At 68.8% G+C, this 24,194-nt stretch carries 19 protein-coding genes; 11 read left to right on the top strand and 8 right to left on the bottom strand.

From position 1 onward, the window contains the following. Window positions 1–15: 15 nt before the first annotated feature. Window positions 16–864 (bottom strand): alpha/beta fold hydrolase, encoded by an 849-nt coding sequence (locus RA210_RS12085; RefSeq protein ID WP_201486615.1) that lies wholly within the window; start codon window positions 862–864, stop codon window positions 16–18. A gap of 523 nt (window positions 865–1,387) precedes the next feature. Between RA210_RS12085 and katG the strand changes: the two genes are divergently transcribed. Next, window positions 1,388–3,559 carry a catalase/peroxidase HPI gene (katG, locus tag RA210_RS12080; RefSeq protein WP_201486614.1) on the top strand — a complete coding sequence of 724 codons (2,172 nt, stop codon included), beginning with the start codon at window positions 1,388–1,390 and terminating at the stop codon, window positions 3,557–3,559. A 94-nt stretch (window positions 3,560–3,653) separates the two neighbouring features. Here katG and RA210_RS12075 read toward each other — a convergent pair whose 3' ends face one another. After that, window positions 3,654–4,547 carry a hypothetical protein gene (locus RA210_RS12075; RefSeq protein WP_201486613.1) on the bottom strand — a complete coding sequence of 298 codons (894 nt, stop codon included), beginning with the start codon at window positions 4,545–4,547 and terminating at the stop codon, window positions 3,654–3,656. Between the two features lie 208 nt (window positions 4,548–4,755). Between RA210_RS12075 and RA210_RS12070 the strand changes: the two genes are divergently transcribed. Then, window positions 4,756–6,420: a SulP family inorganic anion transporter gene (locus tag RA210_RS12070; RefSeq protein WP_201486612.1), complete on the top strand. Its 1,665-nt coding sequence runs from the start codon at window positions 4,756–4,758 to the stop codon at window positions 6,418–6,420. Here the strand turns inward: RA210_RS12070 and RA210_RS12065 are convergent. From RA210_RS12065 to amaB, 3 genes are all read right to left on the bottom strand, one after another. Next, a complete protein-coding gene (locus tag RA210_RS12065; RefSeq protein WP_236574730.1) occupies window positions 6,417–8,636 on the bottom strand; it encodes an LTA synthase family protein in 2,220 nt (739 codons plus the stop codon). The genes RA210_RS12070 and RA210_RS12065 overlap by 4 nt on opposite strands. Before the next feature lie 118 nt (window positions 8,637–8,754). Beyond that, window positions 8,755–10,725 carry a DNA topoisomerase III gene (locus RA210_RS12060; protein ID WP_201486610.1) on the bottom strand — a complete coding sequence of 657 codons (1,971 nt, stop codon included), beginning with the start codon at window positions 10,723–10,725 and terminating at the stop codon, window positions 8,755–8,757. 139 nt (window positions 10,726–10,864) lie between these two features. Further along, complete coding sequence (amaB, locus tag RA210_RS12055) at window positions 10,865–12,355, bottom strand: L-piperidine-6-carboxylate dehydrogenase (protein ID WP_201486609.1); 1,491 nt, start codon at window positions 12,353–12,355, stop codon at window positions 10,865–10,867. 137 nt (window positions 12,356–12,492) lie between these two features. Here amaB and RA210_RS12050 point away from each other — a divergent pair, with 137 nt between their 5' ends. The 8 genes from RA210_RS12050 (at window position 12,493) to RA210_RS12015 (ending at window position 20,316) form a co-directional block, all read left to right on the top strand. Beyond that, entirely contained in the window at window positions 12,493–13,383 is an 891-nt protein-coding gene (locus RA210_RS12050) for a LysR family transcriptional regulator (RefSeq protein ID WP_201486608.1), read from the top strand. A gap of 169 nt (window positions 13,384–13,552) precedes the next feature. Continuing rightward, the gene (locus RA210_RS12045; RefSeq protein WP_201486607.1) at window positions 13,553–14,803 is read left to right on the top strand and encodes a 2-aminoadipate transaminase; all 1,251 of its coding nucleotides are present in this window, start codon (window positions 13,553–13,555) and stop codon (window positions 14,801–14,803) included. Window positions 14,804–15,036: 233 nt separating this feature from the next. Next, window positions 15,037–16,425 carry a 2-oxoadipate dioxygenase/decarboxylase HglS gene (hglS, locus tag RA210_RS12040; RefSeq protein ID WP_136490186.1) on the top strand — a complete coding sequence of 463 codons (1,389 nt, stop codon included), beginning with the start codon at window positions 15,037–15,039 and terminating at the stop codon, window positions 16,423–16,425. A gap of 283 nt (window positions 16,426–16,708) precedes the next feature. Then, window positions 16,709–17,482 (top strand): ABC transporter ATP-binding protein, encoded by a 774-nt coding sequence (locus tag RA210_RS12035; RefSeq protein WP_201486606.1) that lies wholly within the window; start codon window positions 16,709–16,711, stop codon window positions 17,480–17,482. A 14-nt stretch (window positions 17,483–17,496) separates the two neighbouring features. Further along, the gene (locus RA210_RS12030) at window positions 17,497–18,252 is read left to right on the top strand and encodes an ABC transporter substrate-binding protein (protein WP_201486605.1); all 756 of its coding nucleotides are present in this window, start codon (window positions 17,497–17,499) and stop codon (window positions 18,250–18,252) included. A 52-nt stretch (window positions 18,253–18,304) separates the two neighbouring features. Then, a complete protein-coding gene (locus RA210_RS12025) occupies window positions 18,305–19,000 on the top strand; it encodes an ABC transporter permease (RefSeq protein WP_201486604.1) in 696 nt (231 codons plus the stop codon). Further along, the gene (locus tag RA210_RS12020; RefSeq protein ID WP_201486603.1) at window positions 18,997–19,686 is read left to right on the top strand and encodes an ABC transporter permease; all 690 of its coding nucleotides are present in this window, start codon (window positions 18,997–18,999) and stop codon (window positions 19,684–19,686) included. Before RA210_RS12025 ends, RA210_RS12020 begins: the two co-directional genes overlap by 4 nt. Window positions 19,687–19,854: 168 nt before the next feature. Beyond that, complete coding sequence (locus tag RA210_RS12015; protein ID WP_136491639.1) at window positions 19,855–20,316, top strand: Lrp/AsnC family transcriptional regulator; 462 nt, start codon at window positions 19,855–19,857, stop codon at window positions 20,314–20,316. A gap of 4 nt (window positions 20,317–20,320) precedes the next feature. Here the strand turns inward: RA210_RS12015 and RA210_RS12010 are convergent, their stop codons facing one another. The 3 genes from RA210_RS12010 to fabI form a co-directional block, all read right to left on the bottom strand. Further along, on the bottom strand, window positions 20,321–21,457 hold the full coding sequence (locus RA210_RS12010; RefSeq protein ID WP_201486602.1) for a glycerate kinase: 1,137 nt from the start codon (window positions 21,455–21,457) through the stop codon (window positions 20,321–20,323). An 80-nt stretch (window positions 21,458–21,537) separates the two neighbouring features. After that, window positions 21,538–22,113, bottom strand: coding sequence for a DUF922 domain-containing protein (locus RA210_RS12005; protein ID WP_201486601.1), 576 nt, complete (start codon window positions 22,111–22,113; stop codon window positions 21,538–21,540). A gap of 123 nt (window positions 22,114–22,236) precedes the next feature. Further along, the gene (fabI, locus tag RA210_RS12000; protein WP_201486600.1) at window positions 22,237–23,019 is read right to left on the bottom strand and encodes an enoyl-ACP reductase FabI; all 783 of its coding nucleotides are present in this window, start codon (window positions 23,017–23,019) and stop codon (window positions 22,237–22,239) included. Window positions 23,020–23,352: 333 nt separating this feature from the next. Here fabI and RA210_RS11995 point away from each other — a divergent pair, with 333 nt between their 5' ends. Continuing rightward, window positions 23,353–23,595 carry a hypothetical protein gene (locus RA210_RS11995; protein ID WP_201486599.1) on the top strand — a complete coding sequence of 81 codons (243 nt, stop codon included), beginning with the start codon at window positions 23,353–23,355 and terminating at the stop codon, window positions 23,593–23,595. The last annotated feature ends 599 nt before the right edge of the window (window positions 23,596–24,194 follow it).

Below are 24,194 nucleotides of genomic sequence, written 5' to 3'. Positions count from 1 at the left end.
GCCCGCTGCAGGCCGCTAATAGCAGGCCTCGGCGCACCCCGCAGCATTCCCGGCGACGGATGCGCTCTGGCTTTCCAGGAAGCTGGCGCTCGCATCGAGCACCCTCTCGGGGAATTCCCGATGGGGGAAATGCTGGCATCCCTCCAGAATCAGCGAGGCACTGGTGGCGTTGCTCAGCCTGCTCAGGCGTTCCGGATGCAGCAGCGAGCCGTACTCGTCCTCCTCGCCGTGAATGACCAGATGCGGGCAGGCGATGGACGACGCATGACTTTCGAGCGTCCAGTCGGCGAAGCCTGCGGACAGCCAGGTGTCCGTCCAGGCCGCCAGGACCCAGCGCGCCTTGTCGCCATGATATTTCTCCAGCCGCTCGATCTGCCCCGGCCGGCCGAACTCCTGCTTGGCAAGGCGAATCCCCTGCAGCGTCCGCTCCTCCACGAATGCCAGGGCGGACAGCGTGACCAGTGCCTGGCAGCTGTGCGGATAGTGCGCCGCACAGGTGGCCGCCATGATGCCGCCGACGCTGTGGCCGAATGCCACGAAACGGTCGATCGCCAGGCTTTCGCGCAGCATCGGGAAGAAGCGCTCCGCCTCGTCGCGGATGAAACGGGCCGACCAGTCCCCGGGATGCGGCGCCGAGCGGCCGAAGCCGAAGCGGTCGTAGGCAATGACCTCGCGGCCGGTCGCGACGGCCAACTGCTCCGGGAAGTCCCGCCACAGCTCAACACAGCCCAGGGAATCGTGAAACAGCACGATCGGCGGGTTTTCCACGGAATCGCCAGCGCCCAGCGGTCGCCAGCGACGGACGAACATCCGGCCGCAGGAAGTATCGATCCAGAGATCTTGTCGGGTAGCACGCAGCTGCATGGGGTCTCCTTGCGATCAGTCAGAGAGGATTGCGCAGCGCTCCGCGGGACAGGCCCGCAACGGTGGGGGTGGCAGCTGGCAGATCCGGATGCGACGACGATCGACAGGAAACAACATTTCCCAGTTTACGTAAAGGTAATAGCCGGCGCCGGAAGTACCCGCTGCGCAAGGTGATGGCCGCACCCATGGCCGGGGCGGATCGCCTTGCTGCCTGGTCGAGCGCACGGCGCCTGCCTCGGTGCCCCATCCGAGCCGGCAGATCGGCAGCTTGCCAGCCCGGCACACCGCAAGCAGCCGGCGGCTGCGGCCATGGGCTGCCGAATCCGGGTCTACTATCAATCCCATTCCGAAAACCTATTGGATGGCTCGGCAGCCGGACGCCAAGATTGATACAAGGTTGGCTGAACACGGCAAGCGTGAGAGCAGGCTCAAGGAGTCGAAGTGCCGACCCGCGGATGAAGCGGGCAAGCACCCGAAGGCTGTTTCGGATCGGTAACCCATGAAGTCATGAACGGAGAACAACATGAGCGGAACCAACATGAAAACTGCCGGCAAGTGCCCGGTGATGCACGGTGCCAATACGACCACCGGCAACCAGGCCATGGATTGGTGGCCGAAGGCCCTCAACCTCGACATCCTCCATCAGCATGACACCAAGACTAACCCGCTGGGCGGCTTCGACTACCGCGAGGAAGTGAAGAAGCTCGATTTCGCCGCGCTCAAGCGCGACCTCACCGCGCTGATGACCGACAGCCAGGACTGGTGGCCGGCCGACTGGGGCCACTACGGCGGCCTGATGATCCGCATGGCCTGGCACGCCGCCGGCTCCTACCGGGTGGCCGACGGCCGCGGCGGCGCCGGCACCGGCAACCAGCGCTTCGCGCCGCTCAACTCGTGGCCGGACAACGCCAACCTCGACAAGGCCCGCCGCCTGCTGTGGCCGATCAAGCGCAAGTACGGCAACAAGATCAGCTGGGCAGACCTGATCGTGCTGGCCGGCAACGTGGCCTACGAGTCGATGGGCTTCAAGACCTTCGGTTTCGCCTACGGCCGCGCGGACATCTGGCATCCGGAGAAGGACATCTACTGGGGTTCCGAGAAGGAATGGCTGGCGCCCACCAACAACCCCAACAGTCGCTACTCGGGCGAGCGCGACCTGGAGAACCCGCTGGCGGCGGTGATGATGGGCCTGATCTACGTGAACCCGCAGGGTGTCGACGGCCAGCCCGACCCGCTGAAGACCGCCAAGGACGTGCGCGAGACCTTCAAGCGCATGGCGATGAACGACGAGGAAACCGTCGCCCTGACTGCCGGCGGCCACACCGTGGGCAAGGCGCACGGCAACGGCGACGCCGCGCTGCTCGGCCCGGAACCCGAGGCGGCGGACGTCGAGGAGCAGGGCCTGGGCTGGAACAACAAGACCAGGCGCGGCGTCGGCCGCGACACCGTGACCAGCGGCCTGGAAGGCGCCTGGACCACCCATCCGACCCGCTGGGACAACGGCTACTTCGACATGCTGCTCAACCACGAGTGGGAGCTGAAGAAGAGCCCGGCCGGCGCCTGGCAGTGGGAGCCGGTCGACATCAAGCAAGAGGACATGCCGGTCGACGTGGAGGATCCGAGCATCCGCCACAAGCCGATGATGACCGACGCCGACATGGCGATGAAGATGGATCCGGAGTACCGCAAGATCGCCGAGCGCTTCCACAAGGATCCCGCCGCCTTCGAGGATGCCTTCGCCCGCGCCTGGTTCAAGCTGACCCACCGCGACATGGGGCCGAAGGCCCGCTACATCGGTCCGGAAGTGCCGGCCGAAGACCTGATCTGGCAGGACCCGGTGCCGAGCGGGCGCAGCGACTACGACGTCGCCGCGGTCAAGGCGAAGATCGCCGCCAGCGGCCTGTCGGTCAGCGAGCTGGTCAGCACCGCCTGGGACAGCGCGCGCACCTTCCGCGGCTCGGACATGCGCGGCGGGGCCAACGGCGCGCGCATCCGCCTCGCCCCGCAGAAGGACTGGGAAGGCAACGAGCCGGCGCGTCTGGCCAGGGTGCTGGCGGTCTACGAGAAGATCGCCGCCGAGACCGGCGCCAGCGTGGCCGACGTGATCGTGCTGGGCGGCAACCTCGGCGTCGAGCAGGCGGCCAAGGCGGCGGGCTTCGACGTCACGGTGCCGTTCGCCCCGGGGCGTGGCGATGCCAGCCAGGCGCAGACCGACGTGGAGTCCTTCGCCGTGCTGGAGCCGGTGCATGATGCCTATCGCAACTGGCTGAAGAAGGACTACGTCGTCAGCCCCGAGGAGCTGATGCTCGACCGCACCCAACTGCTGGGCCTGACCGCGCCGGAGATGACCGTGCTGGTCGGCGGCATGCGCGTGCTGGGCACCAACCATGGCGGCAGCCAGCATGGCGTGTTCACCGACCGGGTCGGCGCGTTGAGCAACGACTTCTTCGTCAACCTGACCGACATGGGCAACACCTGGAAGCCGGCCGGCAACAACCTGTACGAGATCCGCGACCGCAAGACCGACAAGGTCAAGTGGACGGCGACCCGCGTGGACCTGGTGTTCGGCTCCAACTCGGTGCTGCGCGCCTACGCCGAGGTCTACGCCCAGGACGACAACCAGGAGAAGTTCGTCAGGGACTTCGTCGCCGCCTGGACCAAGGTGATGAACGCCGACCGCTTCGATCTGGCGTAACGTAACTCAGGAAGTGAATCGGGCCTGCTTTGCAGGCCCGATTCGTTTATGCGCAGTTCGGAGGTGCGAGGGGATGGTGGCGACGGCTGACGCGCTACATCCACTCCTGTTCCGCTGCTGCCCCCTGATCGCCCCACAACGCACGCGGCGGCAGGTCGAACAGCGAATGGGCACCGTGCTGCAGCAGCGGCAGCGCCCGCGCGCCGGCCAGCATCATGCGCGCCGCCAGCTCGATCTCGTCGAAGCGGGCCTCGAGCAGCAGGGCGGCGTGGCTGCTGTTGCTGGTCGCCGCATGGCGTTCCAGCAGCAGGCCGCGCTCGGCTTCCAGCTCGGCGATGCTGTCCACCGGGAACACCAGGGTCTGCTCGTCCAGATAGAGCGGGTCGCGGCGGATGGCCTGCTCGACGGCGGCCGCGTCGGCGCCCGGCTCCAGCTCGACGTAGACGTAGCGCTGCAGCGTGCCGTCCTGGCTCTTCTGCTCCAGCGCCAGCGCCTTGCGCACGCCAGCGATGCCTTCCGCCGCCAGCGAGTGGTGCAGGCTGGTGCCGGCATGCAGGCTGCTGCGGGTATGTCCGTGGGGCAGCAGCAGGGCGAACTGGCTGCGGAACAGCGACAGGATGCCGGGATCGCTGCCGGCGCCGACAATCGCGGTGGCCCGGTAGAGGTGGGCCATCCGCTGCATTTCCTCATGGTGGGCGATGAAGGCGTCGCCATGCAGGCGCGCGCACTCGACCAGCGGGATGCGGTGCTGCAGCAGCTCCCGGGCCTGGCCCTGGATGCTGTCCGCCGGTCCGCAGAGCAGGGCGGCATCGACCTGCTTCAGCTCGGTGAAATGCCCGACCACCGGCAGGTCGCCCAGCCAGTCGAGCGGCGCGGGGGTGCGCCGCACCACGCCGGCCAGGGTAAGGGTAGGATCGTCCAGCAGCAGCTCGGCGCAGCGGCGGCCGAGCCTGCCGAGGCCGATCACCGCGATCTGACGTTTCTTCATCGGTCTGCCCGCCTGTGCTATGAAGAGGCAATGCCGCACGTGCTGGATGCCGCGCCGGCATCGGTGGTTTCCTCAGGTTAGATCAGCCACCGCCCGGCCTCCCGCGGCACCGGGCAGGCGGCGCGAACTTCTCCCACTCAGCCGCGCAGAAGGGACGCCCACATGCCTGTGCAACGGACCCGCAGCCATCACCCGTCCGAGTATCGACATGCGCCCGCCTGAACGTGCCGCCGTCCGTCCCTGGCTGGCGGACCTGATCGCCGGCCTGGCCGTGGCCGGTCTGCTGCTGCCGGAGGCGGTCGCCTATGCCAGCATCGCCGGCCTGCCGCCCCGCCACGGGGTGGTCGCGCTGCTCGCCGGGCTGCTCTTCTACGGGCTGGTGGGCCGCAGCCGCTTCGCCATCGTCTCGGCCACCTCATCCTCGGCGGCGGTGCTGGCGGCAGCCACCGCGACCATGGCGCCGGGCGACGGCAGCCTCAAGCTGGCAGTGGCCAGCGGCCTGGTGCTGTTCACCGGCCTGGGCTTTCTCGGCGCCGGGCTGGCGCGCATGGGCTCGATCACCGCGTTCATCGCCAAGCCGGTGCTGCGCGGTTTCACCTTCGGCCTGGCCCTGGTGGTGATCCTGCACCAGTTGCCGCATATCCTCGGCGTGCATCCCGGCCACGGCAATCCGCTGCAGCTGGCGGCCAGCCTGCTGGCCGGCTTCGCGGCCTGGAATCCCCTCGGCATCGGCCTGGGCTTGGGTGCGCTGGCGCTGCTGCGGCTGCTCAGGCCTTGCCGACATGTGCCGGCGGCGCTGGTGGTCATCGTCCTTGGCATCGTCGTCCAGCTGTTCTGCGGCCTCGACCGCTTCGGCGTGGCGCTGGTCGGCAGCATCGACCTGGAGTTCCGCCCGCCCGAGTTGCCGCGGCTCGACCAGAGCGAGTGGCTGCGCCTCGGCGAGCTGGCCTTCGCCCTGCTGTTCGTGCTGTATGCCGAGTCCTACGGCAGCATGCGCAGCTTCGCCCTGCGCTATGGCGACGGCCTGTCGGCCAACCGCGAGCTGATCGCCCTCGGCGCCGCCAACCTGGCCTCGGGACTGTTCGGCGGCATGCCGGTCGGCGCCGGCTACTCGGCCACCGCGGCCAACGAGGCTGCCGGCGCGCGCTCGCGGCTGGCCGCCTGGTGCGCCGCGCTGGTGGTGCTGCTGGCAGTGCTCAGTCTGATGCCCTGGATGGCGCTGACGCCGATGCCGGTACTGGCCGCCATCGTCATCCATGCGGTGGGCCACAGCCTCGACCCCGCCGCGCTGCGCCGCTACTTCGGCTGGCGCCGCGACCGCCTGGTGGTGCTCAGCGCGATCGCCGCGGTGCTGCTGCTCGGTGTCCTCGCCGGCCTGCTGGTCGCGGTCGGCGTCAGCGTGCTGATGACCCTGCGCGGCTTCTCGCTGCCGCGGGTGTCGATGCTCGGCCGACTCGGCGAGGGCCACGACTTCGTCGACCTGCGGGCGCACCCGGAGGCCGTGGCGGTGCCGGGCCTGCTGATCCTGCGCCCGGAGGCGCCGCTGTTCTTCGCCAATGCCGAGCAGACCCTGGCGCTCGTCCGCCGTTGCCTGCGCGCCCCGGAAAACGCCGCGCGGGTGCTGATCCTCAGTCTCGAGGAGTCGCCGGATCTCGACGGCAGCAGCCTCGAGGCGCTGCTGGAGCTGGCGCAGCAGGTCGAGGCGCGCGGCATGACCCTGCTGTTCGCCCGCCTGCACGAACGGGCCCGCGCCGTGCTGGGCCGGGCGGCTGGCGAACGTCTGCCGGCCGATGCGCTGACCAACTGGAGCGTCGACGATGCGGTGAGCCGGGGGCTGGCGCTGCTGGCGGCCGAGCGCCGCGAGCCGGGCTAGCTGGAGCGGGGCAGGGCGCCGCCTTCCGCCAGCCGGGGCTCGTCGCCGGGTTGCAGCGGCTCCGCCTGCTCGGTGATCACGCTGAAGTCGCTCACCTCGATGGCTCCCCGCCCATAGCCGAGCAGGTGGAAGGAGAACGCCTTGCGCGATTCCGGGTTGTAGAAGCTGAAGTCCATCTGCAGCGGCTTGTCGTGGGTGACCAGTATCCGGGCGGGGATGTCCAGCGGCACGTCCTGCTCGAACTCCTTGGCCTTGAGCTGGATGTAGGCCTTCTGCTTGCGGCCCACCGAGCGCACGGTCAGGCGCACCCGCGTCAGCGAGCCCTTGGGCAGCTCCAGGTACTGGGCGCCGATCAGGTTGTCCGTCCAGTCGTCGCGGACCTGCGCCTTGAGGCGGATGACGGCCGGGCTGCCGAACTGGTAGAGCTGGTTCAGCGAGGTGTGCAGCAACGACTGGTCGAGCGCGCTTGCCCTGGCCGCCATCTGGCGCGCGCGCCGGCCGCCGTACTGGCCGAGCAAGGTGGCCCGCTCGGCGATGAAGCCTTCGCTGGCGTAGTAGCGGCAGCGTTGCTGCACGTCGCACTCGGTCAGGGTGCCCCGGCCATCGTGATGGCGCAGCTTGCCGTTGGTGTACGACATGATCTCCCGGCCATGGGCGTAGTCGCGGAACAGCGAGCGGCCGCTGAGGGCCTTGGGCGCCGGGAAGCCGAAGTAGTCGAGCACCGATGCGCTCAGGTCGACGTGGCCGTAGACCCCGGTCTTGATCCGGGGCAGCTGTGCCTGCTCGGGAGCCAGTACCAGGCTGAAGCCCCAGGCCGAGGCCAGGCGCACGCCGTCGATGCCGTGGGACTCGTCCGAGGTGACGATCACCAGGGTGTCCTTCAGCACGCCCGAGCGCTCCAGTGCGGCCAGGAAGTCCCCGAGGGCATCGTCCAGATAGGCCACCGCAGCCTGCTTGGGGCTGGCGTGGCGGCGCAGGTACGCGGCCGGCGCCGAGTAGGGCTGGTGGGTGCCGACCGTCAGTAGGGTGAGCATCCAGGGCTGCTTGCTGCGGCGCATCTGGCCGACGTAGTCCAGTGCGCCTTCGAAGAAAGACCTGTCGTCCATGCCCCACGGGAAGTCCAGGCGGGCAGGCTTCCTGAACCACTCCCGGCCGCGGGTGGCGTCGAAGCCGATGTGCGGCATGATCCGGTCCTTGGCCATGAACCTGAGACCCGCGCCCTGCAGGTAGTGGGTGGCGAACCCGCGGCTGCGCAGCTGGGCGGGCAGGCAGGCCCGGTTGCGCTGGTTCTGGGTGAGCATCTCGATGCCCTTGGGCGTGCCGTTGTCGAGCTTGTCGTAGTCGCCGCAGAGCATCGCGTACAGGCCGCGGATGGTCTGGTGGCTGTGCAGCACGTAGTCGGGCGTGTTCATGCCCCGCTCGGCCCAGGCGCTCAGCCTGGGCATCAGGTTTTCACGGTAGCTGCCGTTCAGCGCCGCGCGGTTCACCCCGACATAGGCGCCGGGAATGCCTTCGAGGGCGACGATCAGCACGTTGCGGGCGCGTCCCGGGGCGTCCAGCAGCTTCTGGCCGTCCAGGTCGAGCCGGACGAGGCCGGCCAGCGGTGGCGGCGTGTCGGCGTCATCGCCGGCCAGCCATTCCTCCAGGCGGGTCTGTCCGTGGCCGGCGCCGGCCACCAGCCACTGGTGCGGCAGGTTGAACAGTCGCCACTGGTCCGCCTCGCTGGGCTGGAGATACTGCAGGCCGCCGTGGGCCAGCAGGAGCGACAGCGGCGCCAGCCAGGCATGCCGCGGCAGGCGCGGAGACGGTTGCGCGCGGCCGGCCCACAGGCTGGCCAGCCAGACGGCCAGGGCGCCGAGCAGGACGGCGGCCACCCACGGCTGGGCAAGGCTGCCGGCAGTGGAGTTCTCCATGAACTGCGGATCGGTCAGGTACTGCAGGTCTGCCACGTCCGGCAGGCGGCCGACGGCGCTGACCAGCTCCACCGCCGCCACGTTCAGCAGGCCCCACGCCAGCAGCACGGGCAGGGCCAGCCACCAGGGGCGGCGGTACAGCAGCACGATCAGCAGGCTGGCGATGCCCAGGTCGGACAGATAGCCGAGGGGAGCGGACCAGCCCAGGGCCAGGCGGATGCCCAGGGGGACGATCAGCACCAGGCCGATGAGACTGGCGAGCGGGGCGCGGGGATGGCGCAGGCAGCGCGGGATGATGCTCACGAGGAAACCCTCACGCCATCGGATGTTCATGAAGATATGCTAGGCGGGATCGCTCCTTTTTTGGGCAACTGCGGCCGCGGAAAGTTCTTGCGTCCGGGCCGTGCCGATGGGCCTGCGCCTAGGTCTGCTTCGGGCGGGGCGAGGCGCTGCGCCTGGCTGCCGTGCCGCCGGCCTTGCGTGGGGCGCCCTCGCGCGGGGCGCCCGTGCGCTTGCCCTTCCAGGCCGGCTTGCCGCGGCCGGGTGCGACCGGCGGGCCGCTGATGGTCAGGCGCAGGCCGGCGCAGCGCTCCACCAGCTTGCTCATCCACGCCGACTGCTTGGCGACGAACTCCTCCAGCGGCATCTCGCCGCTCTGCACCATGTCCAGCGCCTGCTCCCAGATCGCCGTGGTGCCGGGGTCGGCGATCGGCCGCGGCACCGCGTCGATCAGGCTGAACGCCGCCGCCGTGGCCGCCAGCGCCTTGCCCTGTTTGGTCAGGTAGCCGCGATCGAGCAGTCCCTGGATGATCCCGGCGCGGGTCGCCTCGGTGCCGATGCCGGTGGTGTCCTTGAGCTTCTGCTTGAGGCGCGGATCGCCGACCAGTTTGGCGACGTTCTTCATCGCCTTGATCAGGTCGCCTTCGGTGAACGGCTTGGGCGGCTGGGTGTGCAGGTCCTTGAGCGTCACCTCGCGCACCACGCAGTCCTGGCCCTCGCGCAGCGCCGGCAGGGCCTGTGGCTCCGGCGCCTCGCGGCCCTTGGCCGTCGCGAGCGCCTCGGGCAGCGCGCGCCGCCAGCCCGGCTCGACGATGCGCTTGCCCACCGCGCGCAGGGCATGGCCGGCGCAGTCGAAGTCGGCCTGGGTGCGGTCGTACTCGTGGTTGGCCAGGAACTGCGCCAGGTAGCGGGCGCGGATCAGGCTGAATACCGCGCGTTCCTTGCCGGCCAGTCGCGCCGAGGCCTGCGCGGCGGCGGTGGGGATGATGCCGTGGTGGGCGCTCACCCTGGCGTCGTTCCACGCCCGCGAGCGGCGCTGCGCGTCCAGATGCGGCTGCAGTGCAGCCAGCGCCGGATCGGCGGCGGCCAGGGCGGCGAGGATCGCCGGGGCCTCGGCGTGCTGGCTGAGCGGCAGGTAGCCGCAGTCGCTGCGCGGATAGGTGATGACCTTGTGCGTCTCGTACAGCGCCTGGGCGATGTCGAGGGTTTCCTGGGCGCCGAGGCCGAGCTTCTTCGAGCAGACTTCCTGCAGGGTGCCGAGATCGAACGGCAGCGGCGCGGCCTCGCGCATGCGCTCGGTCTTCAGCTCGATCAACCGCGCGCTGCCGGCGCGGCGCATGGCCTCGGCGGCGTCCCGGGCCAGTCCGGGCTTCAGGCAGCGGCCCTGCTCGTCGCAGGCATCCTCCGGCGCGCGCCACTGCGCGGTGAACGGCACGTCACCCTCCAGCAGTTGCACGTCGATGGCCCAGTAGGGCACCGGCACGAAGGCGGCGATGCTGCGGTCGCGATCCACCACCAGGCGCAGGGTCGGTGTCTGCACGCGGCCCACCGAGAGCACGCCCTGGTAGCCGGACTGGCGGCCGAGCAGGGTGAACAGCCGGCTCATGTTCATGCCGATCAGCCAGTCGGCGCGCGAGCGGCCCAGCGCGGCGTGGTAGAGGTGGAAGGTCTCGCTGCCCGGCTTGAGTACCTTGAGCGCCTTGCGGATCGAGGCGTCGTCCAGCGCCGACAGCCACAGGCGCTGGATCGGTCCGCGATAGCGGCAGTGTTCGACCAGTTCGCGGGCGATCATCTCGCCCTCGCGGTCGGCGTCGGTGGCGATCACCAGCTCTGCGCACTCGCCGAGCAGGCGCTTGACCGTCTTGAACTGGCTGGCGGTCTTGCTCTTGACCAGCATCTTCCACTTTTCCGGGACGATGGGCAGGTCGGCGAGGTTCCAGCGCTTGTAGCGCTCGTCGTAGGCGTCCGGCGGCGCGGTCTCCAGCAGGTGGCCGATGCACCAGGTCACGGTCACGCCGGCCCCCAGCCAGCAGCCCTCGCCGCGCCGGCTGGCGCCGAGTACCTTGGCGATGTCCTTGGCCTGGGAGGGTTTTTCGCAGAGGAAGAGCCGCATGCTTGCCATCGATGATTGTCGCGATGGCGCACAGCATGGGCAGAAACAGCGTTTCAGGCAATCTTTATCTGGATGGATGTACAGCCTTGGCCGCCGCTCCACCGCGGAGGATGGAGCGGGGCAGGCCGCCGGGGAAGGATCAGTCGAACACGATGCCCTGGGCCAGCGGCAGCTCGCGCGAGTAGTTCACGGTGTTGGTCTGCCGGCGCATGTAAGCCTTCCAGGAGTCCGAGCCCGACTCGCGGCCGCCGCCGGTTTCCTTCTCGCCACCGAAGGCGCCGCCGATCTCCGCGCCGCTCGGGCCGATGTTGACGTTGGCGATGCCGCAGTCGCTGCCGGCCGCGCTCTGGAAGGCTTCGGCCTCGCGCACATCAAGGGTGAAGATGCACGAGGACAGGCCCTGCGGCACCTCGTTGTTCAGGCGCAGCGCCTCGTCGAAGTCGCGGTAGCTGAGCACGTAGAGGATCGGCGCGAAGGTCTCGTGGCGCACCACCTCGCTCTGCGCCGGCATCTCCACTAGCGCCGGGCTGACGTAGTAGGCATTCGGGTTCTCGGCGGCCAGCTGGCGCTCGCCGCCGAACACCTGGCCGCCCTCGTCGCGGGCCCTGACCAGGGCGTTCTGCATGGCCTCGAAGGCCTGCTTGTCGATCAGCGGGCCGACCAGGTTGCCCTGCAGCGGGTGGCCGATGCGCACCCTGGCGTAGGCGGCCTTGAGGCGGGCGACGATCTCGTCCTTGACCGACTCGTGGGCGATCAGCCTGCGCAGGGTGGTACAGCGCTGGCCGGCGGTGCCGACGGCGCTGAACAGGATGGCGCGTACGGCCATGTCCAGGTCGGCGCTGGGCGCGAGGATCATCGCGTTGTTGCCGCCCAGCTCGAGGATGCAGCGGCCGAAGCGCGCGGCGACGCGCGGGGCGACCTCGCGGCCCATGCGGGTGCTGCCGGTGGCACTGACCAGCACCACGCGCGGGTCGGCGACCAGCGCCTCGCCGGCATCGCGGTCGCCGACGATCAGCTGGCTGAGGCCAGCCGGGGCGTCGCCGAAGGCCTTCAGCGCCTTGTCGAACAGCGCCTGGCAGGCGAGGGCGGTCAGCGGGGTCTTTTCCGACGGCTTCCACAGCACGGCGTTGCCGCACACCAGCGCCAGGGTGGCGTTCCACGCCCACACGGCGACCGGGAAGTTGAAGGCGCTGATCACGCCGACCACGCCCAGCGGGTGCCAGCTCTCGCGCATGTGGTGGCCGGGACGCTCGGAGGCGATGGTCAGGCCGTACAGCTGGCGCGACAGGCCGACGGCGAAGTCGCAGATGTCGATCATTTCCTGCACTTCGCCCAGGCCTTCCTGGGTGATCTTGCCGGCCTCCCAGGACACCAGCTCGGCCAGGTCGGCCTTGTGCTCGCGCAGCACCTCGCCGAACAGGCGCACCAGCTCGCCGCGGCGCGGCGCCGGCACGCTGCGCCAGCTATCGAAGGCGGCCTGGGCGGCGGCGATCTTCGCCGGCACGCTGGCGGCCGGTTCCAGCGCCACGGCGCCGATGCGGCTGCCGTCGATGGGGCTGTGGATGACGTGGCTGCCCTGGTTGGCGGCCTCGGCGCTGACGCCCAGGCGGCTGAGAAGATGCTCGACCATGATTGGCTCCTGTCGCAGGATTGTTGGAATTTGGCCTCCCGGTCAGTATCGATCCGTCTCTCGCGGGCTCACAAGCGAGGGTTTTTCGCCTTATCATTCCTTTAATTCATGCTTTGCTGGCCGCCACCGAGAGTCCCATGTCCAAACGTCTGATGCCGTCCATGACCGCGCTGCAGTGCTTCGAGGCGGTGGCGCGCCACCTGAGCTTCACCCGCGCCGCCGAGGAGCTGCACCTGACCCAGAGCGCGGTGAGCAAGCAGGTCGCCCAGCTCGAGGACATGCTCCAGCACCTGCTGTTCCGCCGCATCCGCCGCCGCCTGCAGCTGACCCCGGCCGGCGAGCTGTACCTGGCCGAGGTCAACAAGATCCTCAACCAGGTGGCGATGTCCACCCACTACATCCTCTCCTACGGCGGCAACACCGAGGTGCTCAAGGTGGCGACCCAGCCGACCTTCGGCGCGCGCTGGCTGATTCCGCACCTCAAGGGCTTCGGCAAGGCCAACCCGAACATCCACCTCGACCTGCGCAACGTGCTGGAGCCGTTCGACCTGCTGGAGGGCAAGGCCGACGTGGTGTTCTTCTTCGGCCAGGGCACTTGGCCGGGCGCCGAGTGCATCGAGCTGTTCGGCGAGACCATGGTCCCGGTGTGCGCGCCGGACCTGTTCGCCGGTGGCATCGCCAGCCCCGAGCAGCTCGGCGAGCAGGTGCTGATGCAGTGCGTGTCGCGCCCGGAGGCCTGGCACGACTGGTTCGACAGCCTCGGCCTGCAGACCAGCCACAGCTACCACGGCCCGCGCTTCGAGACCTTCTACATGTGCATCCGCGCCGCCCAGGCCGGCTGCGGCGTGGCGCTGGTGCCGCGCTTCCTGGTCGAGGACGAGCTGAACGACGGCAAGCTGGTGATCGCCTGGGACCACGAACTGCCCAGCACCGGCAAGCACTTCATGGCCTACGCCGAGCACGCCGCCGAGGTGCCGAAGATCCGCGCCTTCGTGAAGTGGATTCGCGGACAGCTCGACGCCGCGTAGGGTGCGCCGTGCGCACCATGACGTCGGCACCCTGTTACGGTGCGCATGGCGCACCCTACGGGTTTGGCAGGAAAAAAAGGAATAGAACAGCGATTTTTTTTCGTTTGCCGCCCGCCAGCCCTTGCCGATTTCATGGTGCGTACCACCAGTCCTTGCGGAGCAGCGCGCCATGCAGTCGACCCACCTCAGCCAGTCCCTGGCCATCGTCCACCCGATCAGCCTCAGCCACGGGCGCAACGCCGAAGTCTGGGACACCCAGGGCAAGCGCTACATCGACTTCGTCGGCGGCATCGGCGTGCTCAACCTCGGCCACTGCCACCCGCGCATCGTCGAGGCGGTGCGCGAGCAGGCCGGGCGGCTGACCCACTCGGCGTTCAACGCGCTGCCCCACGAGGGCTATAGCCAGCTGCTGGACGCGCTGGCGCGCTTCGTGCCGGTGTCCTACCGCCTCTCCGGCATGCTCACCAACAGCGGTGCCGAAGCCACCGAGAACGCCCTGAAGGTCGTCCGCGCCGCCACCGGGCGCGGCGCGGTGATCGCCTTCGACGGCGGCTTCCACGGCCGCACCCTGGCCGCGCTCAACCTCAACGGCAAGGTCGCCCCCTACAAGCAGAAGGTCGGCAGCCTGCCCGGTCCGGTCTACCACCTGCCGTACCCCAGCGCCGACAACGGCGTCAGCATGGAGGCCGCCCGCGCCGCCATGGAGCGCCTGTTAAGCGTGGAGATCGACGTCGCGGAGGTCGGCTGCTTCATCCTCGAGGCGGTGCAGGGCGAGGGCGGCTTCCAGGCGCTGGACGCCGGTTTCGCCCAGTACCTGCGGCGCTTCTGCGACGAGCACGGCATCGCGCTGATCGTCGACGAGATCCAGTCCGGCTTCGGCCGCACCGGCCAGCGCTTCGCCTTCTCGCGCCTCGGCATCGAGCCGGACCTGCTGCTGCTCGGCAAGAGCATCGCCGGCGGCCTGCCGCTCGGCGCGCTGGTCGGCCGCCCGGAGCTGCTCGATGCGCTGCCCAAGGGCGGGCTGGGCGGCACCTACTCGGGCAATCCGCTGGCCTGCGCGGCGGCACTGGCCAGCCTGGAGCTGATGAGCGACGCCAACCTGGCGACCTGGGGCGAGCGCCAGGAGCAGTGCATCCTGCGCCACTTCCGCGCCTGGCAGGACAGCGAGCTGGCCCCGGCGCTGGCGCGCCTGACCGGCGTCGGTGCCATGCGCGGCATCGAGCTGCGCAGCGACGACGGCGGGCCGGGCACTGAACGCCTCGCCCGCCTGCTGGCCAGTGCCCGCGAGGCCGGCCTGCTGCTGATGCCGAGCGGCAAGCACCGCCACATCGTCCGCCTGCTGGCGCCGCTGACCGCCGAGGAGGAGATCCTCGAGGAAGGCATGGCGATCTTCCGTCGTTGCCTGCAGGCGAGTCTCTGAACCCCGCCCGTAGGGTACGCCGCGCGCACCATAAGAGGCCGGCGGTGCGCATGGCGCACCCTACGGGTATCGGAATTCCTCGGCGGAATGAAGTGCAGAGAATTTGTCGTTTGAGCGGCGGTTCAGTCCTCAACAGAATGAATCCGTAGGGTGCGCCGTGCGCACCAGCGATGGCCAAGAGGTGCGCACGGCGCACCCTACGGGCCGCAGCAGATTCCCAGGAGTGCAGTGCGATGAACCAGAACGCCTTTGTCAGTCCGGACGCGATCCGTGCGCGTTTCTCCCTGGCCATGTCCGCCATGTACCAGAGTGAGGTGCCGCTGTACGGCGACCTGCTCGACCTGGTCGGCCGGATCAACCGCCGCACGCTGGACGCGGCCCCGGCGCTGGCCGAAACGCTGTGCGCCAGCGGCGAGCTGCAACGTCTGGCCGAGGAGCGCCACGGCGCCATCCGCCTGGGCAGCGCCGAGGAACTGGCGACCATGGCGCGGCTGTTCGCGGTGATGGGCATGCAGCCGGTGGCCTACTACGACCTGAGCTGCGCCGGCGTGCCGGTGCATGCCACCGCGTTCCGCGCGGTCGACGAGGCGGCGCTGGCGCACAGCCCGTTCCGCGTGTTCACCTCGCTGCTGCGCCTGGAGCTGATCGATGACCCGGCGCTGCGCGCCCAGGCCGTCGGGATCCTCGCCGGCCGGCAGATCTTCACCGAGCAGGCGCTGGCGCTGATCGAGCAGTGCGAGCAGGCCGGCGGGCTGACCGAGCAGCAGGCCGGCGTGTTCATCCGCGAGGCGCTGCAGACCTTCCGCTGGCAGCGCCAGGCGCGGGTCAGCGCCGCCGTGTATCGCCAGCTGCACGAGCAGCACCGCCTGATCGCCGACGTGGTGGCCTTCCCCAATCCGCACATCAACCACCTGACCCCCTGCACCCTGGACATCGACGCCGTGCAGGCGGCGATGCCGGGCCGCGGTATGGCGGCCAAGGAACTGGTTGAGGGCCCGCCGGCGCGGCGCTGCCCGATCCTGCTGCGCCAGACCAGCTTCAAGGCGCTCGACGAGGCGGTGCAGTTCGCCTGCGGCACGCCGGGCTCGCACAGCGCGCGCTTCGGCGAGATCGAGCAGCGCGGCGCCGCACTGACTGCCCGCGGCCGCGCGCTCTACGACCGCCTGCTCGCCGCCGCCCGCGAACGCTGCCAGGGCGTGCCGGCGGCGGACTACCCGCAGGCCTACGCCCAGGCGCTGGCCGCCTGCTTCGCCGACTTCCCCGACGACTACGACCAGCTGCGCCGCGACGGGCTGGTGTTCGGCCGCTACCAAGTCACCGACGCGGGCCGTACGGCCCGCCGCGAGGGCTGTCTGGCGGGCGATCGCGAGGCGCTTCTCAAGGCCGGCCAGTTGCGCTGGGAGCCGCAGCGCTACGAGGACTTCCTGCCGGTCAGCGCAGCGGGCATCTTCCAGTCCAACCTCGGCGGCAACACCCGCGGCGCCTACGACCGGAGCGCCAACCGCGCCGAGTTCGAGCGCGCCCTCGGCCGCCCGGCGCTCGACGAGCTGATGCTCTACGCCCGCGTGCAGAACGCCTCGCTGCAGGCCTGCGCGCAGGAGCTGGGCCTGCCGCTGGCGTAGGCGCTGCCGCGCGTCAGGCGCCGCGTCCTGGTACCGGGCTTGCCCGGTCGCGCGCGGTTCTCCCCATCGCTGTTCTTACCCTGTCCCCGGTCGCCGTGTGCGCCGGGGATTTTTTGTTTTCCGGGCCAGTGAGGAGCGCCGCGAACAGTAGTTTTTGGAATGGAAAGCGTCGTTCTTTTCGTTTGAGCAGTGCGCGCGGAGTTGCTTTCATCGGGGTGTGACCAAGGCCATCGCGCCGGCCGCCCCGGACCGGACGCGAGACAAGAACAACAAAGGTGTAGCCATGCAAGCATCCGCCCCCGCCCTGGAAATCCGCGACCTGCACAAGCGCTACGGCGAGCTGGAGGTGCTCAAGGGCGTCTCGCTGACCGCCCGCGACGGCGACGTGATCTCCATCCTCGGCTCCTCCGGCTCCGGCAAGTCGACCTTCCTGCGCTGCATCAACCTGCTGGAAAACCCCTGCAAGGGCGAGATCCACGTCGCCGGCGAGCAGCTGCGGCTGAAGACCGCCCGCGAAGGCCACCTGGTCGCCGCCGACCCCAGGCAGATCAACCGCCTGCGCAGCGAGCTGGGTTTCGTGTTCCAGAACTTCAACCTGTGGCCGCACATGACCATCCTCGACAACGTGATCGAGGCGCCGCGCCGCGTGCTCGGCCTGTCCAGGGCCGAGGCCACCGAGCGCGCCGAGGCGCTGCTGGCCAAGGTCGGCATCGCCGCCAAGCGCGACAGCTACCCGACCCAACTGTCCGGCGGCCAGCAGCAGCGCGCGGCCATCGCCCGCACCCTGTGCATGGAGCCCAAGGTGATCCTGTTCGACGAGCCGACCTCGGCGCTCGATCCGGAGATGGTCCAGGAAGTGCTCAACGTGATCCGTGCGCTGGCCGAGGAAGGCCGCACCATGCTGCTGGTCACCCACGAGATGAACTTCGCCCGCCAGGTTTCCAGCGAGGTGGTGTTCCTCCACCAGGGCCGCGTCGAGGAGCAGGGCACCCCGCAACAGGTATTCGACAACCCGCAGTCCGCGCGTTGCCAGCAGTTCATGTCCAGCAATCACTGATCGGAGAGCCAACCATGCATAACTACAAGAAAGTGCTGCTCGTCGCCGCCAGCGTTCTCGGTCTGCTCGGCCAGGCAGTCGCCGCCGACAAGCTCAGGATCGGTACCGAAGGCGCCTACCCGCCGTTCAATCTGGTCGATGCCCGCGGCAAGGTCGGCGGCTTCGACGTGGAGATCGCCGAGGCGCTGTGCACGCAGATGAAGGCCGACTGCGAGGTGGTCACCTCCGACTGGGACGGCATCATCCCGGCGCTCAACGCGAAGAAGTTCGACATGATCGTCGCCTCCATGTCGATCACCGACGAGCGCAAGCAGGCGGTCGACTTCACCGACCCGTACTACACCAACAAGCTGCAGTTCATCGCGCCCAAGGGGGCCGAGTTCAAGACCGATGAAGCCAGCCTGAAGGGCAAGGTGATCGGCGCGCAGCGCGCCACCATCGCCGGCACCTGGCTGGAGGACAACCTCGGCGACGTGGTGCAGGTCAAGCTCTACGACACCCAGGAAAACGCCTATCTGGATCTGGCCGCCGGGCGCGTCGACGGCGTGCTGGCCGACAAGCTGGTCAACTGGGAGTGGCTGAAGAGCGAGCCGGGCAAGGACTTCGAGTTCAAGGGCGAGCCGGTCTACGACAACGACCGCATCGGCATCGCCCTGCGCAAGGGCGACGCCGAGCTGCGCGAGAAGCTCAACAGCGCGCTGCAGGCCATAGTCGCCGACGGCACCTACAAGCAGATCAACGACAAGTACTTCCCGTTCAGCATCTACTGACGGGCCCGCGCCCGGCCGCGGCCGGGCGCACCTGCAGGCGAGGGTGACAAGCATGTTTCTCGATTTGCACGGTTTCGGTCCCGCCCTGCTGGCGGGCACCTGGATCACCATCCAGCTGGCGCTCTGCTCGCTGGCCGTCGGCCTGGTGCTGGGCCTTTGCGGCGCGCTGGCCAAGACTTCGAAGTACCCGGCGCTGCAGTGGCTGGGCTCCACCTACTCGACCCTGGTGCGCGGCGTGCCCGAACTGCTCTGGGTGCTGCTGATCTACTTCGGCAGCGTCAGCCTGATGCGCGCGCTGGCCGACACCCTGGGCATGCACAGCCTGGAGCTCAGCCCGTTCGCCGCCGGCGTGCTGGCGCTGGGCCTGTGCTTCGGCGCCTATGCCACCGAGGTGTTCCGCGGCGCCATCCTGGCCATCCCCAGGGGCCAGTGCGAAGCCGGGCAGGCGCTCGGGCTCGGCACCTTCGCCATCCTCTGGCGGCTGATCCTGCCGCAGATGTGGCGCATCGCCCTGCCGGGCCTCGGCAACCTGTTCATGATCCTGATGAAGGACACCGCGCTGATCTCGGTGATCGGCCTCGAGGAAATCATGCGCCATTCGCAGATCGCGGTGACCGCCAGCAAGCAGCCGTTCACCTTCTACCTGATCGCCGCCTGCATCTACCTGAGCCTGACCATCGTCGCCATGGGCAGCCTGGCGCTGATGGAGAAGCGTGCCGCCCGCGGCTTCCGGAGGGCCTACGCATGAACTGGGAACTGATGATCAAGTGGACGCCGCGCCTGCTCGAAGGCGCCTGGCTGACTCTGGAGCTGGTGGGCATCGCCGTGCTGGCCGGCCTCATCCTCGCCATCCCGCTGGGCGTGATGCGCAGCTCGCGGCACGCCTGGGTGCGCGCGCTGCCCTACGGCTACATCTTCTTCTTCCGCGGCACGCCGCTCTTGGTGCAGCTGTTCCTGGTCTACTACGGCATGGCGCAGTTCGAGGCGATCCGCCAGAGCGCGCTGTGGCCGGTGCTGCGCGATCCCTACTGGTGCGCGGTGATCACCATGACCCTGCACACCGCGGCCTACATCGCCGAGATCCTGCGCGGCGCCATCGCCGCCATCCCGCCGGGCGAGATCGAGGCGGCGCGGGCGCTGGGCATGTCGCGCTGGCAGGCGCTGCTGCACATCGTCATGCCGCGCGCCGCGCGCATCGGCCTGCCGGCCTACAGCAACGAGGTGATCCTGATGCTCAAGGCCAGCGCGCTGGCCAGCACCATCACCCTGCTGGAGCTGACCGGCATGTCGCGCACCATCATCGCCCGCACCTACCAGCCGGTGGAGATCTTCCTGATGGCCGGGGTGTTCTACCTGCTGGCTTCCTACGGGCTGGTGCGCCTGTTCCGCCTGCTGGAACAGCGCCTGCGGGTGGAGCTTTGCCAGGGGCGGTGAAGCAGGAGCGAGTCTGGTGCCGGCATCGTCCGTAAAGGGGGGCGATGCCCTTGCCCGGTCTCCGTGAGGTGGCCGGGTTTTTCTGTGTAGCGGCAGCGGCCCCTGCGACCGCAAGCCGCCCCGGCCGTTTGTTAAGATGCCCTCTTTCCCGTTTGCGATGATTTGCCGATGACCGAGCTCACCAACATCCGCCTCGACGAGATCGACCGCCAGCTGATCGCCGCCCTGCAGGTCGACGCCCGCGAGAGCGCCGCCATGCTCGCGCGCAAGCTCGGCATCGCCCGCACCACGGTGATCTCGCGCCTGGCGCGCCTGGAGAAGAGCAAGGTCATCACCGGCTACGGCGTGCGCCTCGGCCAGCGCGTGCTGGAGGGCGGCCTGCAGGCCTACGTCGGCATCACCCTGCAGCCGCGCTCGGGCAAGGAGGTGCTGCGCCGCCTGAGCAACATGCCCGAGGTGCAGCAGCTGTGCACGGTGAGCGGCGAGTTCGACTTCGTCGCCTGGCTGCACGCGGAAACCCCCGAGCGCCTCGACCAGCTGCTCGACGAGATCAGCGCGGTGGACGGGGTGGAGAAGACCAACACCTCGATCATCCTGTCCTGCAAGCTCGACCGCGGCGGGCGGCTCTAGCGGTTCACTTCTTCGCCAGCTGCCACAGCCGCGCGATGTCCGCGGCGCGCTGGCGCAGCAGGCGTGGCGCCTCGGTGAGGGCGTCGGCCAGGCTGATCGGCCCGGGCGCCAGGCTGAAGGCAGCGTCGATGCCGTGGCCGTAGAGCTGCTGGTAGCCCTCGCCGAGCATGCCGGCCAGCGCCACCACCGGCACGCCGTGACGCTTGGCGATGGCCGCCACCCCCATTGGCGTCTTGCCGTGCAGCGTCTGCAGGTCGATCCGCCCCTCGCCGGTGATCACCAGGTCGGCGCCGATCAGCGCCTGCTCCAGCCCGCTGACCTCGGCGACCAGCTCGATGCCGGGGCGGAAGCTCGCGCCGAGGAAGCTGCGCGCCGCGAAGCCGATGCCGCCAGCCGCGCCGCTGCCGGGCAGGTCGCGGTCGTCGCGCCCGAGGGTCTGCGCGCACACGTCGGCGAAGCGGGCGAGGGCGGCGTCGAGCTGGCGCACCTGCTCCGGCGTCGCGCCCTTCTGCGGGCCGAACACCTGCGAGGCGCCGCGCGGCCCGCACAGCGGGTTGTCGACGTCGCAGGCGACCTCGAAGTCCACCTGCGTCAGGCGCGGATCGAGGCCGCTCAGGTCGATGCGTGCCAGCTGCGCCAGCGCCGCGCCGCCGGGCGCCAGCGGTTGGCCGGCGGCATCCTCGAAGCGCGCGCCGAGGGCGCGCAGCATGCCGCTGCCGGCGTCGTTGGTGGCGCTGCCGCCGAAGCCGAGGACGATGCGCGTGGCGCCGGCCTCCAGCGCGGCGCGGATCAGCTCGCCGGTGCCGTGGGTGCAGGCGCGCAGCACATCGCGCCTGGCCGGGGGAACCAGATGCAGGCCGCTGGCGGCGGCCATCTCGATCACCGCGCTGCGGCTTGCCGCGATCCAGCCCCAGGTGGCCGCCACCGGCTCGCCCAGCGGGCCACGCACCAGCGTCTCCCGGTACTCGCCACCGGTCGCCGCGACCAGCGCCACCACCGTGCCTTCGCCGCCGTCGGCCATCGGCCGGCACAGCAGCTCGGCCTGCGGCCACACCTCGCGCAAGCCGGCGGCGATGGCCGCGGCCACCTCGGCGGCGGACAGGCTTTCCTTGAACGAATCGGGGGCGATGACGACTTTCATGGGGCCTCTCTCGGACGATGGGGCGCACAGGCGTTGCCTGATTCTGACCTGCGAGCAGCAACAAATCAGCCGCGATCCACTCACCTGATCCGCAGATCCAGCTCGGCGCCCTGTGAGCGGCCGTGATCGGTCATGCTGTCCAGCAGCCGGTCACGCTCGTCCAGCATGCGGATGCGCGCCTCGATGGCGGCACGCACGCGGGGCCGCGCCGCATGGCACGGACCGCTGAGCTGCAGGCCGGCCAGCCATTGCTGCGCCACCCGGGCCGATGCCCTGGCGCTTTCCACATGCTGGTACTCGTGCGCGCGCAGCGCCAGATAGTAGCGTCGCCACTCGGCCGACACCGCCGGGGGCAGGGTGCCGGGGGCAAGCTGGGGCAGGGTGACCACCGATTCGGCCTTCACCGCGGCATCCTTCAGCAGGCATTGCGTCTCCGCCACCGGGACCAGCCGGTAGCTTGCGCTGTAGTGGGTCTCGGTGGCGCCGCCGAACGCACTGTGGGCGTTGCGCACCGGGCTGCGCTCGCCGATCGAGCGGCGGATTTCCTCGATGGTGCGGCCGTACACCAGGTAGTGCTGTTCGCGCACCGTCGAGCTGACCGGCTCGGCCGCCAGGGCCAGTGGGGTGAGGGCCAGCAACAGCCAGATCCCGCGCATGGAGCCTCCCCGCCGCCCCGGGCGATCCATGCGGCGGCGAAGGTCTGTTTTCCGGGGTTGTCTGCAAGAGGATAGTGCGCGGGGCCATCCCGGCGCCGCGCGGGAGACGGGCGGCTGTGGCGCTCACGCCATGATGTTCACCCCGCCGTCCACGTACAGCGTCTCGCCGGACAGGCGCCGCGCGTAGGGCGTGGCCAGCCAGGCGCAGGTGAAGCCGACGTCCATGATGTCCACCAGCTCGCCCAGCGGCGCGCGCTGGGCGGCCTCGTTGAGCAGCAGGTCGAAGTCCTTGAGGCCGGAGGCGGCGCGGGTCTTCAGCGGGCCGGGGGAGATGGCGTGCACGCGGATGCCCTTCGGGCCGAGCTCGTAGGCCAGGTAGCGGCAGGAGGCTTCCAGCGCGGCCTTCACCGGGCCCATCAGGTTGTAGTTGGGCACCACCTTGTTGGCGCCGTAGTAGCTCATGGCGAACAGGGTGCCGCCGTTTTTCATCAGCGGCGCCGCCAGGCGGGCCATGCGCACGAAGGAGTGGCAGGAGATGTCCATGGCCTGGGCGAAGCCCTCCGCCGAGGAGTCGAGCAGGCCGCCCTGCAGGTCCTCCTTCGGCGCCCAGGCGATGGAGTGCACCAGGATGTCCAGTTGCCCCCAGTGCCGCTCGATCTCGGCGAACACCGCCTCCAGCTCACCGGGATGGGTGACGTCCAGCGGCATGAAGATCGGCGCGTTCAGCTCGCGGGCCAGCGGCTCGACGTGGGGGCGGGCCTTGTCGCTGGCGTAGGTGATGGCCACCTCGGCGCCCAGTTCGGCGAAGGCCCGGGCGCAGCCGTAGGCGATCGAGTGCTCGTTGGCCACACCGACCACCAGGGCCTTGGCGCCCTTCAGCGGCAGGCGGGGGATTTCCAGAGTCATGTCCGTTTTCCTCGGTTTTCAGATGGGATGCCCCGAAGGGCTGACGGGGCGGTCGTAACCGGCACGGCCATTTAACCCGAAACGCCGGGATTGCGGGCGCACTCCCGGTTGTTTTTCCACGGTGCACCGCGCTAACCTCGACACCGGTCAAACCTCTCGCGCAAAAGGACTTGCTGCCATGGTGTATAACCGCCAACTCACCCCAGGCCACCTCCGAAAGCTGCATTCCAGAGCGGTCAGGCTTTCGCGTCCTTGAATTTTATCCACCAGCCCCGTCCGGGGTGTTATGCACCGGTTGGTGTCTATTTATAGTTAGGCCGCAAGGAGGGTCTTGTGATCCAAAAAGTACGACTCAAATCCTTTAACGGGTCTCTCACGCCTCCTAAAAATACCGAGCCCGAAGAAAACTATTGGTTGCTCATTGGGAGTTATGGCGAATTAGTGGAACGGAAGAACGCTCGCGGGCGGGCACTCGTAAAATTCGATACATCCGTTAAATCACTTGGCCTTGCATGCCACAATGAAGTCGAAAATAGTCTTTACATTCTTGAAGCGGATTTAGAGATCATCGAGTGATCGGCCTAACATGCGGTTCAAGTCGTTCGCTTCGCTCACTGGGACGTCCGCGTGCCGCGGTCGCCCCTTAACCAAACGTTAGAAGCCATGAGATTCTCCCCGCGCTCAGCAATCACAACAGGGCTCATTTTTCTACCGAGCCTTGTGGCGTTTTGGTATTTCCTAGGGCAAGCATTTGCCCCTGATGCATGCTTAGATCATGGTGGCAGTTTCGACTATTCCGCATGGCAATGTAGTTACACCGAGAACCATCCCTACATCGCAACCCCGTTTTATAGCTTGCTTTCATTTTGGGTATTTTGGGGTTGCGTCATTGCTTCATCGGTTGCAGCCCATTTCTACCGCAGGAGGGGCAATGCCTTCTAACATTCTGTATATGGACTCTCCCCACAAGTAGTGAGTAAAGCCTTACCAACCCTGTCGTCAGTGCGGTTGCATTCGTATATCCGGCCTTTGCTAGGCGTTGCCGCCCGGCCACTCTGTAGTTCGCGCAGCGGGGGCCAAGCGCTCAATCGATCACGAGGATCATGATTGTTATCGGCCTTGTTCCGTTGCAGGACTCGCCTGTTCCGACAGTGTCGCTTTTCACCACAACCACA

The sequence above is a fragment of the Pseudomonas sp. OF001 genome, assembly GCF_904426495.1.
In the GTDB taxonomy this organism is placed as follows: Bacteria; Pseudomonadota; Gammaproteobacteria; order Pseudomonadales; family Pseudomonadaceae; genus Geopseudomonas.
The sequence above is the reverse complement of the archived record's forward strand: the minus strand, read 5'-3'. Positions and strand labels throughout refer to the sequence as shown.

What these genes read in the sequence shown, in the direction of transcription:
- RA210_RS12085 (WP_201486615.1), bottom strand. Translation starts at nt 864, where the DNA reads ATGCAGCTGCGTGCTACCCGACAAGATCTCTGGATCGATACTTCCTGC.
- katG (WP_201486614.1), top strand. Translation starts at nt 1,388, where the DNA reads ATGAGCGGAACCAACATGAAAACTGCCGGCAAGTGCCCGGTGATGCAC.
- RA210_RS12075 (WP_201486613.1), bottom strand. Translation starts at nt 4,547, where the DNA reads ATGAAGAAACGTCAGATCGCGGTGATCGGCCTCGGCAGGCTCGGCCGC.
- RA210_RS12070 (WP_201486612.1), top strand. Translation starts at nt 4,756, where the DNA reads ATGCGCCCGCCTGAACGTGCCGCCGTCCGTCCCTGGCTGGCGGACCTG.
- RA210_RS12060 (WP_201486610.1), bottom strand. Translation starts at nt 10,725, where the DNA reads ATGCGGCTCTTCCTCTGCGAAAAACCCTCCCAGGCCAAGGACATCGCC.
- amaB (WP_201486609.1), bottom strand. Translation starts at nt 12,355, where the DNA reads ATGGTCGAGCATCTTCTCAGCCGCCTGGGCGTCAGCGCCGAGGCCGCC.
- RA210_RS12050 (WP_201486608.1), top strand. Translation starts at nt 12,493, where the DNA reads ATGTCCAAACGTCTGATGCCGTCCATGACCGCGCTGCAGTGCTTCGAG.
- RA210_RS12045 (WP_201486607.1), top strand. Translation starts at nt 13,553, where the DNA reads ATGCAGTCGACCCACCTCAGCCAGTCCCTGGCCATCGTCCACCCGATC.
- hglS (WP_136490186.1), top strand. Translation starts at nt 15,037, where the DNA reads ATGAACCAGAACGCCTTTGTCAGTCCGGACGCGATCCGTGCGCGTTTC.
- RA210_RS12035 (WP_201486606.1), top strand. Translation starts at nt 16,709, where the DNA reads ATGCAAGCATCCGCCCCCGCCCTGGAAATCCGCGACCTGCACAAGCGC.
- RA210_RS12030 (WP_201486605.1), top strand. Translation starts at nt 17,497, where the DNA reads ATGCATAACTACAAGAAAGTGCTGCTCGTCGCCGCCAGCGTTCTCGGT.
- RA210_RS12025 (WP_201486604.1), top strand. Translation starts at nt 18,305, where the DNA reads ATGTTTCTCGATTTGCACGGTTTCGGTCCCGCCCTGCTGGCGGGCACC.
- RA210_RS12020 (WP_201486603.1), top strand. Translation starts at nt 18,997, where the DNA reads ATGAACTGGGAACTGATGATCAAGTGGACGCCGCGCCTGCTCGAAGGC.
- RA210_RS12015 (WP_136491639.1), top strand. Translation starts at nt 19,855, where the DNA reads ATGACCGAGCTCACCAACATCCGCCTCGACGAGATCGACCGCCAGCTG.
- RA210_RS12010 (WP_201486602.1), bottom strand. Translation starts at nt 21,457, where the DNA reads ATGAAAGTCGTCATCGCCCCCGATTCGTTCAAGGAAAGCCTGTCCGCC.
- RA210_RS12005 (WP_201486601.1), bottom strand. Translation starts at nt 22,113, where the DNA reads ATGCGCGGGATCTGGCTGTTGCTGGCCCTCACCCCACTGGCCCTGGCG.
- fabI (WP_201486600.1), bottom strand. Translation starts at nt 23,019, where the DNA reads ATGACTCTGGAAATCCCCCGCCTGCCGCTGAAGGGCGCCAAGGCCCTG.